The 12,831-nt window shown below is 71.2% G+C and carries 9 protein-coding genes; all 9 read left to right on the top strand.

Annotated elements, in window-relative coordinates; translation table 11 throughout:
• Window positions 1-3: 3 nt before the first annotated feature.
• From asnB to ACZ5DS_RS08620, 9 genes are read left to right on the top strand one after another with little or no spacing between them, the layout of a single operon-like run.
• Window positions 4-1,938, top strand: coding sequence for an asparagine synthase (glutamine-hydrolyzing) (gene asnB, locus ACZ5DS_RS08660; RefSeq protein ID WP_468235266.1), 1,935 nt, complete (start codon window positions 4-6; stop codon window positions 1,936-1,938).
• A gap of 17 nt (window positions 1,939-1,955) precedes the next feature.
• Window positions 1,956-4,157 carry a bi-domain-containing oxidoreductase gene (locus ACZ5DS_RS08655; protein WP_468235264.1) on the top strand — a complete coding sequence of 734 codons (2,202 nt, stop codon included), beginning with the start codon at window positions 1,956-1,958 and terminating at the stop codon, window positions 4,155-4,157.
• The gene (locus ACZ5DS_RS08650) at window positions 4,154-6,139 is read left to right on the top strand and encodes an alginate lyase family protein (RefSeq protein ID WP_468235263.1); all 1,986 of its coding nucleotides are present in this window, start codon (window positions 4,154-4,156) and stop codon (window positions 6,137-6,139) included. The genes ACZ5DS_RS08655 and ACZ5DS_RS08650 overlap by 4 nt, the downstream gene beginning before the upstream one ends.
• 8 nt (window positions 6,140-6,147) lie before the next feature.
• Entirely contained in the window at window positions 6,148-7,683 is a 1,536-nt protein-coding gene (locus ACZ5DS_RS08645) for a right-handed parallel beta-helix repeat-containing protein (RefSeq protein WP_468235261.1), read from the top strand.
• Between the two features lies 1 nt (window position 7,684).
• Complete coding sequence (locus ACZ5DS_RS08640; protein ID WP_468235260.1) at window positions 7,685-8,917, top strand: O-antigen ligase domain-containing protein; 1,233 nt, start codon at window positions 7,685-7,687, stop codon at window positions 8,915-8,917.
• 2 nt (window positions 8,918-8,919) lie between these two features.
• On the top strand, window positions 8,920-10,143 hold the full coding sequence (locus tag ACZ5DS_RS08635; RefSeq protein WP_468235258.1) for a glycosyltransferase: 1,224 nt from the start codon (window positions 8,920-8,922) through the stop codon (window positions 10,141-10,143).
• Entirely contained in the window at window positions 10,144-11,394 is a 1,251-nt protein-coding gene (locus ACZ5DS_RS08630) for a class I SAM-dependent methyltransferase (protein WP_468235256.1), read from the top strand.
• A complete protein-coding gene (locus ACZ5DS_RS08625) occupies window positions 11,391-12,185 on the top strand; it encodes a glycosyltransferase family protein (protein ID WP_468235255.1) in 795 nt (264 codons plus the stop codon). The genes ACZ5DS_RS08630 and ACZ5DS_RS08625 overlap by 4 nt, the downstream gene beginning before the upstream one ends.
• Complete coding sequence (locus tag ACZ5DS_RS08620) at window positions 12,182-12,829, top strand: PIG-L deacetylase family protein (protein ID WP_468235254.1); 648 nt, start codon at window positions 12,182-12,184, stop codon at window positions 12,827-12,829. The genes ACZ5DS_RS08625 and ACZ5DS_RS08620 overlap by 4 nt, the downstream gene beginning before the upstream one ends.
• The last annotated feature ends 2 nt before the right edge of the window (window positions 12,830-12,831 follow it).

Below are 12,831 nucleotides of genomic sequence, written 5' to 3'. Positions count from 1 at the left end.
GACATGTGTGGCATCGCAGGCACTTACCGATGGCCGGACGGGAAGGTCGTGACCGACCGGCTCACCGATACCCTCGCCCACCGCGGTCCGGACGGGGCGGGCCGGTACAGCCACCCCGCCGGTGACGGCGAAGTGCACCTCGGGCACCGCCGGCTGGCCATCATCGACCTGTCCGAGACCGGCGCCCAGCCGATGGTCTCGGGCGGCCTCGTCCTGACGTACAACGGCGAGCTGTACAACGCGCCCGAGCTGCGTGCCGAGCTGGCAGCCGCCGGGGTGCGCTTCCGTGGTACCTCCGACACCGAGGTGCTGCTGGAGGCCTGGCGGCGCTGGGGCACGGACTGCCTGCCCCGGCTGCGCGGCATGTTCGCGTTCGGGATCTTCGACGAGCGCACCGGTGACCTGGTGCTCGCCCGCGACCAGCTCGGCATCAAGCCGCTGTTCCTGCTCCGGCGCGGTGCGGGCCTGGTGTTCGCCTCCGAGCTCAAGGCGCTCGCCGCCGCGACCGGCGGATCGCTGGAGGTGGACCATGCGGCGCTGGTGGCCTCGCTGCTGTACTACTGGGTGCCGGACTCACGGTGCGCGTTCCGCGAGGCGGAGAAGCTGCCGCCGGGGAGCTGGCTGAGGTGCCGGCCCTACGGTCGGGTGGAGCGCGGCCGGTTCTGGAACCTGAAGGACGTCGCCGCCGAGGGCCGGGAGCAGGCCCGGGCCGGCGAGCGGCCGGATGTCGCTGCCCTCGTCGAGGAGTCCACTCGGCGCCACCTGCTCTCCGACGTACCCGTGGCGACGTTCCTCTCCGGCGGCCTCGACTCCAGCTACCTGACCGCGCTGGCGGCCCGCCACCAACCCGGGATCTCCGCTTACACGATCGGGTTCCGCGCCGAGGACGCCAAGTTCGAGGCGATGCCCGACGATCTGCGCTATGCCCGGCGGGTGGCCGAGCGGTTCGGCGTCGACCTGCAGGAGATCGAGATCGCCCCGAACGTGCTCGACCTGCTGCCGCAGATGACGTACCACCTGGACGAGCCGATCGGCGACCCTGCCGCGATCAACACGTTCCTGATCTGCTCGGCCGCCCGGGAGGCCGGGGTCAAGGTGATGCTCTCGGGGATGGGAGCCGACGAGCTGTTCGCCGGGTACCGCAAGCACCTGGCCAACCTGATCGCGCTGCGCTACCAGCGCGTCCCGCGCCTCCTTCGGCGCGGGGTTTCCGCGGCCGTGGACCGGCTGCCGGTCGCCACGTCCCGCCGCGGGTACCGGTCGGTGCGCTTCGCGAAGCGGTTCCTCTCCTTCGCCGATCTGCCGGAGGAGACCGCGTTCCGGCGCAGCTACACCATGTACGACCAGGACGAGCTGCTCGCCCTTCTCGATCCGGACCTGGCCGGGACGGTCGAGGACGTGCTGACCGAGCACGCGGACATCTACCAGGACAACGACCTCGACGACTTCGTCAACCGCATGTGCCTGGGCGACGCCCGGATGTTCCTGCCGGGCCTGAACCTCACGTACACGGACCGCTCCAGCATGGCCGCGTCGACCGAGGTGCGGGTGCCGTACGTGGACGTCGAGGTGGTCAAGGCGGCGTTCGCCGTGCCCGGCGACCGCAAGATCGCCGGACGACAGGGCAAGGCCGTCCTGAAGGAAGCGGCCACCTCGATCCTGCCCCGGGAGATCGTGTACCGGCCCAAGGGCCTGTTCAGCGCTCCGCTGCGGGCCTGGATGAGCCGGGACCTGGCACCGCTGGTGCGCGAGGTGGTCAACGACGGCGAGCTCGTCCGCTCCGGGATCCTGCGCCGCGACGCCCTGAAGCGGATGGTCGCCGAGGACGCCGCCGGGCAGCAGGACTTCTCCAAGCATCTGTGGCACGTACTGACCCTCGAGTACTGGTATCGCGACGCGACCTCTGGGTCCCGCCAGAGCACTCGGCAAACGGCTTAGGAATCAGGGGAGTTCGAGTGAAGCAGGTTGTACAGAACTACAAGAGCGGCGAGCTGGCGGTGCTCGACGTTCCGGTGCCGGGGTGCAAGCCGGGCGGTGTGCTGGTCCGCAGCGCCTACTCGCTGATATCCACCGGGACCGAGCTGATGAAGGTGTCCGAGGCCGGCATGTCGATGCTGGGCAAGGCCCGCTCCCGGCCGGACCAGGTGGCCAAGGTCATGCAGAGCGTGGCCACCAACGGGGTGCCCGCCACCTACCGCAAGGTGATGGGCAAGCTGGACTCCTACACGCCGCTGGGCTACTCGCTGTGCGGGGTGGTCGAGCAGGTCGGCGCCGGGATCGACGATGTGAAGATCGGCGACCTCGTGGCCTGCGCCGGCAACGAGCACGCGTTGCACGCCGAGCTCAACTGGGTGCCGAAGAACCTCTACGCCCCGTTGCCGGACGGCCTCGCGCCCCGGCACGCGGCCTTCGGCACCGTCGGGTCGATCGCGTTGCAGGGCGTCCGCCAGGGCGAGCCGCAGCTCGGCGAGGTGGCGCTGGTCATCGGCCTCGGCCTGATCGGGCAGCTGGTCGTGCAGCTTCTGGCCGCCTCGGGAGTCCGAGTCGTCGGCGTCGACCCCGACCCGGTGCGCTGCGAACTCGCCGAGCGCCAGGGCGCCGCGGCCTGCGGCGATCCCGCGTCCGCGGCCGTGGAATCCGCCGTCGCCGAGCTCACCGGCGGCCACGGCGTGGACCAGGTGTACCTGGCCGCCGGCGGCGGCAGCAACCAACCCGTCGAGCTGGCCGCCAAGTTGAGCCGGGACCGGGGCCGGGTCGTCGACATCGGCAAGTGCCGCCTGGACCTGCCGTGGAACGCGTACTACGAGAAGGAACTCGACGTCCGGTTCTCCCGCAGCTACGGCCCCGGGCGCTACGACCCGGAGTACGAGCTGGAGGGGCGGGACTACCCGATCGGCTACGTGCGCTGGACCGAGCGCCGCAACCTGGCGTGCTTCCTCGACCTCCTCGCCCGCGGCAGCGTCGACGTCGAGCCCTTGATCTCCCACGTCGCCGACTTCGACGACGCCGTCGAGACGTACCGGCGCCTGAAGGACGGCGACTTGAAGGCCGTCGCCGTGCTGTTCCAGTACCCCGGGCAGGAGGAGAAGGCTGAGGAAGCGGCGGCCCCGGCGGTGGCCGTGCCCGCGGTGGCTGTGTCCACTAAAAGCATGCAGCGGAGTCCGGCCCGGGCCGCCAAGACGCCGGTGCGCCTCGCGTTCGTCGGCGCCGGCAATTACGCGACGTCGATGCTGCTGCCGCACCTGGCACAGCGCGAGGGTGTGCAGTTGTCGACCGTCGTCACCACGACGGCGCTGTCCGCGGCCAACGCGCAGCGGAAGTTCGGCTTCGCCGAGGCGACCACCGACCTCGACGCCGTGCTCGGCGACAAGTCCGTCGACGCGGTGTTCGTGGTCACCCGGCACAGCTCGCACGCCGAACTGACCCGAAGAGCACTGCTGGCCGGCAAGACGGTGTTCGTGGAGAAGCCCCTGGCCCTCACCGAGGACGAGCTGGCCGGCGTGCTCGCGGCGGTGGAGGAGTCCGGCAACGACCGGCTGCAGGTGGGCTTCAACCGCCGGTTCGCGCCACTGCTGCAGGAGGCCAGGAAGCAGTTCGGCGCCCGGACCGGTCCGGCGAGCCTGCGCTACCTGGTCAACGCGGGCCGGCTGCAGCACGGCAGCTGGTACCTCCAACAGGGCACCGAGGGCTCGCGGTTCGCCGGCGAGGGCGGGCACTTCATCGACACGGCGAGCTGGCTGCTCGAGGCCGACCCGGTCTCGGTGTACGCGGTCGCCACGTCCGGCAACGAGGACCTGCAGGTCGTGCTGCGCTACCCGGACGGGTCCACCGCCACCATCAGCTACGTCACCACCGGCCCGGCCGGCTTCCCCAAGGAGACGCTGGACCTGGTCGCGGACGGCCGTGCGCTGCGGCTCGACGACTTCGTCCGCGCCGCTGTCTACGATGGCCGCCGCAAGCGGTGGGTCAGTTCGCGGCTGCCCAAGGCCCGGGACAAGGGCCAGAACGCCGAGCTGGCCGCGTTCATCAAGGCCGTCCGGACCGGCGCGCCGATGCCGGTGCCGCTTCAGTCGCTGGTCGCCACCACGGCGGCCACGCTCGCCGTGCAGTCCGGCCCGGCCGGTGGCGCGCCGGTGACGTTGGCGAGAGCGCGATGACCATGAGCGCGGGCTGGTACCTGCGGCGGCTGTCCCGGATGGGACCGCAGGAGGTCGCGGGCCGGGTGGGCGACACGGTGCGCAGGCGGCGGTGGCGGTCGACGCGGCCGAACTGCCCGAGCGTGACCGGCGCCCGGTTCACCGCGGTCCTGCCCGCAGGGACGATCGCCGCGGTGCCACCGGACGCCGCGAAACGTCTCATCGCCGAGGCGGACCGGCTGATGGCCGGGCACGCCGAGTATTTCGGGGTGGTCCGCGACGACCTGGCCGACCCGGACTGGTGGTACGACCCGAAGACCGGGCGCCGGGCTCCGTGGGGCTACGCCTTCGACGTGCCGTACCGCAACGAGGACGCGGTCGGGGACATCAAGCAGATCTGGGAGCTGTCCCGGCACCAGTACCTCACCGTGCTCGCCGCCGCCTACGCGATCACCGGGGACGAGCGGTACGCCGAGCGCGTGGCCGAGCACCTGCGGTCGTGGTGGGCGGGCAACGCGCCGCTGCGCGGAGTGCACTGGACCAGCGGCATCGAGCTGGGGATCCGGCTGCTGTCCTGGGTGTGGATCCGCCGGCTGCTCGACGGCTGGCCGGGCGTGGCCGGGCTGTTCGAGGGCAACCCGGTGGCGCTGAACCAGATCTGGCACCACCAGCGCTGGCTGGCCGCCTTCCCCAGCAGGGGGTCTTCGGCGAACAACCACATCATCGCCGAGGCCGCCGGGCAGTTCGCCGCAGCCTGCGCGTTCGGGTGGTTCCCCTCCTCGGCGCGTTGGCGGGCCGACGCGCTGCGGTCGCTGGAGCGGCACCTGCGCAGCAACACCTTCGGCTCCGGCCTCAACCGCGAGCTGGCCACCGAGTACCACGGACTCGTGCTGGAACTCGGCCTGGCCGCGGTGGCTGAGGCGGATGCCGCAGGCGTGCCGGTCCCCGCGTCGATCCGGCTGGTGCTGCTGCGGATGACCGACGCGCTCGCTGCCGTCGTGGACAGCCGGTTACGGCCACCGCGCCAGGGGGACGCGGACGACGGGCACGGTCTGGTCGTGGACGGCGCGGGCACCGACCGCTGGGCCTCGCTGCTGGCCACCGGGGACGCCGTGTTCGGCCGGCTCGCCTGGTGGCCGGCGGTGACCGGCACCGATGTGCGCACCCCGCTGCTGGCCGCGCTCATCCGGCCGTACGCGAAAATGGGAAGTACACCGGCAATGGGAACTGCACCGGCGGTGACCCGCCCGGCGAGCCGACCGGCCCATTTCGCCGACGCGGGCATGACCATCCTGCGCGGTCCGGGAGAGATCTGGTGCCGTTGCGACGGTGGTCCGCACGGCTTCCTGTCCATCGCCGCGCATGCCCACGCGGACGCGCTGTCCGTGGAGGTCCGGCACGACGGGGTCGACGTGCTCGCCGACCCGGGGACGTTCTGCTACCACGGGCAGCCCGAGTGGCGGCAGTACTTCCGGTCGACCCTCGGCCACAACACCCTGCAACTGGACGGCGGTGACCAGTCCGTCTCCGGCGGCCCGTTCCTGTGGACCCGGCAGGCCAGGAGCCGCGTCCTGGCCGCAGACACATCCGACGAGGGTGTGGCCCGCTGGTGCGCCGAGCACGACGGTTACCAGCGTTCCGTGCACCGCCGCCGGGTGGAGCTGACGGCCGCGAGCCAGGAGCTGAGGGTGGTCGACGAGGTCCACGGCCAACACAGCCCGCGCCGGGCCGTGCAGCTGGCGTTCCACCTCGGCCCGGCGATCGCCGCGGACCTGGTGGGGAACCGGGCACAGCTCACCTGGACCCGGGACGGCGAGGACCGCTCCGCGGTGCTCGACCTGCCCGGGCAGCTGTCCTGGCGGGCGCATCGCGGCGAGACCGACCCGCCGCTGGGCTGGTACTCCGCCGGCTTCGGGCGCAAGGAACCCACCACCACGCTGGTCGGCACCGGCTTCGCGGTCGGCGCGGCGGGGTTCACCACCGTGCTCAGGTTCCGCGGCTAGGGGGGCGCGTGGGGATCAAGAGACGGCACTGGGCGTTGGCGGCGGCACTGCCGGCGCTGGCCCTGCTGGCGGCGACCGGCTGCGAGAGCGCGCCGGGCGCCCCGGCAGCGGCGCCGGCCGCTGCGCCCTCCACGTCCGCGGTCCGGTCCGTGGCCCGGGTGTGCGACAAGCCCGCGGCCGGGCCGGCGAAGGCGCCGGCGGGCGCGGTGACGGTCGACCCTGCCGTGGTCGGTGACCTGGCAGCGAAGACCAAGAGCAACCCCCCGAACACCACGTTCTGGCTTCGGCCGGGCAAGCACAGGCTCGAACGGGACCGCTACGCCCAGGTCATCCCCAAGAAGGGGGACCGCTACCTCGGTGCGCCAGGTGCGGTGCTCGACGGCGGGAAGACCAACCAGTACGCGTTCGGCGGCACCGCCCGCAACGTCACCATCCGCTACCTGACCGTGCAGGGTTTCGTCGCGCCGCAGAACGAGGGCGTGGTCAACCATGACTCGGCCGACGGGTGGGTGATCGAGCACGCGACGATCCAGCACAACTCCGGCGCCGGGCTGATGGCGGGTGCCCACCAGCAGGTCCGCGCCAGTTGCCTGCGCGGCAACGGACAGTACGGAATGAACGCGTACAAGGACGGCGACCCTATCCGCGGCCTGGTGGTCGAGGGCAACGAGATCGCGGGCAACAACACAGCCGACTGGGAGCGGCGGCAAAAGGGCTGCGGCTGCACCGGGGGCGTGAAGTTCTGGGCCGTCAACGGCGCCGATATACGCGGTAATTGGGTGCACGACAACCGCGGAGCCGGGTTGTGGGCGGACACCAACAACAACGACTTCCGCATCGAGGACAACGTATTCGAGGCCAACGACGGTGCCGCGCTGATCTACGAGACCAGCTACAACGCGGTCATACGGAACAACACGATCCGGCGGAACAACTGGGTCGAGGGCCGCAAGTACGCCGACCGCGGCGACAGCTTCCCGTTCGCGACCATCTACGTGTCCGAGTCCGGCGGCGAACCACGGATCCGAGCCCGCACCGACAAGATCGAGATCTACCGGAACGTGCTGGAGAACAACTGGTCCGGGATCACCCTGTGGGAGAACGCCGACCGGTTCTGCAACAGCCCGGCCAACACCTCGTCCGGTGACTGCACCTTGCTGGTGCGGGACACCGACCGCTGCGCGAGGCCGGCGATCGCCACCGCACCGCTGTACGCCGACTGCCGGTGGAAGACCCAGCGGGTGGACATCCACGACAACCGCTTCGTGCTCGACACGTCCGTCGTCAAGTGCACGGAGAAGTGCGACCGCATGGCGGTGCTGGCCAACTACGGCACCTATCCGGGCTGGTCGCCGTACCAGGGCGAGCGGGTGGCCGAGGCGATCACCCACAAGCAGCACAACCGCTGGCACGACAACGTCTACCTCGGACCATGGACGTTCGTCGTCCACGACCCGAGCCGGATCCTCGACTTCGTGCAGTGGCAGGGCACGCCGTACCAGCAGGACGCGGGCAGCACCTTCCGCGCAGGGGACGGTGGTTGAGATGAGCACGGACCACACACCGAAGATCGTCGGGACAGTCTGGGGGCTGCTGGTCCTCAACACGCTCGGCTCCGCCGGGGCGAAGACCATCGTCCCGCTGCCCCGCTCCCTCATCCAGATGGTCACCATGGGCGCGCTGGTCACCGCGTTCGCGCTGGCGCTCGCGGTCAATCTCCGGCTGCGCATCCGAGCCAGCGCCTACGTGCTTCTGCTCACCCTGCTGCTGGTGGCGAGCGTGATCTCCAGCGCGAACCTGGAGTCCGGGTTCGGCGCGCTGTTCCGCTGCTTCCGCCTGGCTCTCTTCGTCGGCACGCTGTGGCTGCTCAGCCGCTGGTGGGACGGCGGCCTGACGTTCGTCCGGCACCACATCCGGATGTACTTCGCGGTGCTCGGGTCGGTGGCCGCCGGCCTGGTCGTCTCACCGGGCGCGGCCCTGCCCGACCTCTACGGCGGACGGCTTGTCGGCGCGTTGTGGCCGCTCACCCCGCCGCAGATCGGGCAGTACGCAGCGGTGATCACCGGACTCACCGTGCTGCTCGTACTGGGCCGCCGGACCGACAGGACCAGCGCCGTGGTGGTCATCGTGCCGTCACTCGTCCTGCTCGCGCTCACCCACACCCGGACGGCCACGCTCGGCCTGCTCATCGGGCTGGTGTTGGCGATCGGCTCGCTCATCCTGACCAGCGCCGCAGCCCGCCGGTTCTTCACCTGGGCGGTACTGTGCGCCGTGGTGGCCGCGGTGGGGTTCGCCTCCGTACTCCAGGCGTGGTTCCTGCGCGGACAGAGCAAGGAGAACTTCTCCAGCCTCACCGGTCGGGCCAAGGTCTGGGACGCCCTGCTGGCTGCGCCCCGGTCGACCTCGGAGCAGTTGTTCGGCGTGGGCCTGGGCGACAAGTCGTTCGGCGGGCTGCCGATCGACAACAGCTGGCTGGCCGTCTACAACGAGCAGGGTCTGATCGGCGTCACCCTCGTCGCGGCGATCATCATCGTGCTGGGCGGCGTCGCGTTGCTGCGGCCACCGTCGCTGCAGAGGGCCTGCGCGATCTTCCTGATCAGCTACTGCGCGATCGCGTCGTACACCGAGGCCGGTCTTGGCGACGCCTCGCCGTATCTGCTGCATCTGGCCCTGGCCGCCTCGCTGTTGGCTGCACCCGCCGCGGCGACTCCCCTCTCGACGCCCGAAGTCCCTCGACGACACATCCCGCGCTGGGCCCGTAGATCGGAGGTGATCTGAGCATGCACGTCCTCGTGGTGCACAACCGCTACGCCTCGGCGCAGCCGAGCGGGGAGAACAAGGTCGTCGACCAGGAGGTGGAGCTGCTGCGCGCGGCCGGCCACCGGGTCGAGGTGTTCGAGCGGCGCAGCGACGACATCGCCGCCCGGTCCCTGCTGGGCAAGGTCGCGGTACCGCTGCTGGTGCCGTGGAACCCGGCGGTCCGCACGGAACTCGCCGCCCGGCTGCGCACCGAGCGGCCGGACGTGGTCCACGTCCACAACGTCTTCCCGCTCCTGTCGCCCGCGGTCCTTGCCGCCTGCGCCGACGCCGGCGTGCCCGCCGTCGCCACGCTGCACAACTACACCCAGGTCTGCCCGCCCGGCACGCTGCAGCGGGACGGCCGGCCGTGCACCGAGTGCGTCGGGTCGGCGGCGCCGCTGCCCGCCGTCCGGCACGGCTGCTACCGCAGCTCCCGCCTTGCGACGGTGCCGCTCGCGGTGAGCCTGTCGGTCAACCGGCGGCGGTGGTGGTCCGGCGTGGAGCGGTTCTTCTGCATCTCCGCGGCGCAGCGCGACGTCCTGGTGCGATCCGGCATGCCGGCCGAACGGCTGGCGGTGAAGCACAACTTCGTGCCGGACCCGGACGCCCGCCGAGCGGGCGCCGGCGAGCACCTGCTCTATCTCGGCCGGCTCGCGGAAGCCAAGGGCGTACGGCTGCTCATGGCCGCGTGGGACGAGATCGCAGCGAGCGGCGGCGTCGGCGTTCCGCTCGTGATCGCCGGCACGGGGCCGCTGGAGCGAGAGGTGACCGACTGGGCGGCGGGCCGGGACGACGTGCGCTACGTCGGTCTGTACGACCCGGCTCAGTGCCGTCAGGCCATCGCGCGGTCGGTCGCCGTGGTGGCTCCCTCGACGTGGCTGGAGGCGTTCGGCCTGGTGGTCGTGGAGGCCATGGCTGCCGCGGTCCCGGTCGTCGCCGCCGGTCACGGCGCCTTCGTCGAACTCGTCGAGGACGGCGTGACCGGGTTGCTGCACCGGCCCGGCGAGACGGCCTCGCTCGCGTCCTGCATACGCCGGATCGCGGCCGAGCCGGCCCGCAACCGGGAGATGGGCCAGGCGGCCCGGCTCCGTTACGAACAGGGTTTCAGTCCGGCCGTCGGGCTGGAGCGCCTGGTGGAGGGGTACCGCACCGCGATCGCGGGGCGGACGGAAGCAATGGGGGACCGAATCAATGGGGGGCAGTAAATGACACGATGCCGACTCTGCGGCTCGGCGGCGCTGGCGAGCGTCGTCGATCTCGGGGCGACACCGCCCTGCGAGAGCTTTCTCGCCGCGGACCGACTGGACCAGCCGGAGCCCGCGTACCCGCTGCACCTGCGGGTCTGCACCGACTGCTGGCTGGCGCAGATCCCTCCGCTGATCACGCCGGAGGAGACGTTCAAGGAGTACGCGTACTTCTCCTCGTACTCGACCTCCTGGGTGGAGCACGCGCGCACGTTCGTCGCCGACGCCGTGGAGCGCCTTGCCCTCGGCCCGGACGCCTTCGTGGTCGAGGTGGCCAGCAACGACGGGTACCTGCTCAGGCACGTGGTGGACCGGGGGATCCGCTGCCTCGGCATCGAGCCGTCGGTGAACGTCGGCGCCGCGGCGCGCGAGGCGGGTGTGCCCACGTTCACGGAGTTCCTGTCCCCGGACACCGGCTCGGCCGTCCGCGCCGAACACGGCCCGGCGAACCTGGTCGTGGCCAACAACGTGTACGCGCACATCCCCGACGTCGTCGGGTTCACCCAGGGTCTGCGCGCCCTGGTCGCCGACGACGGCTGGGTCTCCATCGAGGTGCAGCACCTGCTGACCCTGATCGAGGAGAACCAGTACGACACGATCTACCACGAGCACTTCCAGTACTACACGGTCGCGTCCGCGATCCGGGCCCTCGCGAGCGGCGGACTCGCGCTCGTGGACGTCGAGCTGCTGCCCACGCACGGCGGCTCCATCCGGCTGTGGGCCCGGCCCACCGAGGTGGCCGGCGAGCCGACCCGGCGGGTGACCGACGTGCTGGCCCGGGAGAAGGCCGCCAGGCTGCAGGAGCTGTCCGGGTACACCGAGTTCTCCGCCCGGGTGGCCAAGGTTCGCCGGGACCTGCTGCGGTTCCTCATCGAGGCGGCCGAGCGGGGCGAGACGGTCGTCGGCTACGGCGCCCCGGGCAAGGGCAACACCCTGCTCAACCACTGCGGCATCCGGCCCGACCTGCTCCCGTACACGGTCGACCGCAACCCCTACAAGCACGGCAGGTTCACCCCGGGCACCCGCATCCCGATCCTGCCGCCCGAGCAGATAGCCGCCGACCGACCGGACTACGTCCTCGTCCTCCCGTGGAACCTGCGGGCCGAGCTGGTCGAGCAGCTGTCCTTCGTGCACGACTGGGGCGGCCGGCTGGTCTTTCCCATCCCGGAACTGAGCATTGTCGAGGTCGCGTCTAGAAAGGGCACAGCATGAAGGTCGTTCTGTTCTGCGGCGGTTACGGGATGCGGATGCGGAGCGGTGCCGCGGACGACGTGCCCAAGCCGATGGCGATGGTCGGCCCGCGACCGCTGATCTGGCATGTCATGCGCTACTACGCGCACTTCGGGCACAGGGAGTTCATCCTGTGCCTCGGCTACGGGGCTCACCACATCAAGGACTTCTTCCTCAACTACGAGGAGACGACGTCCAACGACTTCGTGCTCCGGGGCGGGCGGACCGAGCTGCTGTCCACCGACATCGCCGACTGGACGATCACGTTCGCGCAGACCGGCATCGAGTCGCCGATCGGGGAGCGGCTGCGCCGGGTGCGGCACCACCTGGACGGCGACGAGATGTTCCTCGCCAACTACGCCGACGTGCTCACCGACGCCCCGCTGCCGGAGATGATCGACTCCTTCGCCCGGCGGGACGCGGGTGCGTCGATGATGGTGGTGCCGCCGCAGTCCTCGTTCCACTGCGTGGACCTGGGCGAGGACGGCCTGGTGGGGGGCATCACCGCGGTGAGCGAACTGCCGCTGTGGGAGAACGGCGGCTACTTCGTGCTCCGCCAGGAGGTCTTCGACCACATACCGGAGAACGGGGACCTGGTCGCCGACGGATGCGCCCAACTGGCCAAGCGCGGGCGGCTGGTGGCGCACCGGCACCGCGGCTTCTGGAAGCCGACCGACACCGTGAAGGAACGGGCCGCGCTCGACGAGGCCTACGCCCGGGGCGACCGCCCGTGGGCCGTGTGGGAACGGGACAACGCCGGGGTCAGCGCGTGATCCGCCTCGGGGGCGGGCCCCTGGACCGGATCGTCGCGGTGGCCGCGCACTGCGACGACATCGCCATCGGCGCCGGCGGCACACTGCTGACGCTGTGTCACGCGCGGCCGGGTATCCGCGTCGACGCGCTGGTGCTCTCCGGCGGCGGCAGCGAGCGGGAGCAGGAGGAGCAGGCCGCGCTCGCCGCCTTCTGCCCGGGCGCCGACCTGCGGCTGACCGTGCACAAGCTGCCGGACGGCCGGCTGCCCGCGCACTGGGAGGAGGCCAAGGCTGCAGTCGAGGAACTGCGCGCGCAGACCGAGCCGGATCTCGTGCTGGCCCCGCGTACTGATGACGCGCACCAGGATCACCGCGGCCTGGCGAAGCTGATACCCACCGCATTCCGCGACCACCTGGTCCTCGGCTACGAGATCGTCAAGTGGGACGGTGATCTCGGCCGTCCGGCTGCGTACCAGCCGCTGTCGCCGGAGATCGCCGAACAGAAGGTGCGGCTGCTGCAGGAGCACTACCCCTCGCAGCGGCACCGGCCCTGGTACGACCGGGAGGCCTTCCTCGGTCTTGCCCGGATCCGCGGCATCGAATGCCACGCGCGCTACGCCGAGGCGTTCGCCGTCACCAAACTCACTCTCGACCTGGGGGAATGAAC

The sequence above is a fragment of the Streptomyces sp. NPDC031100 genome (genome assembly GCF_055570785.1).
Note: the sequence above shows the minus strand (reverse complement) of the source record. Positions and strands in the feature narration are given on the sequence as shown.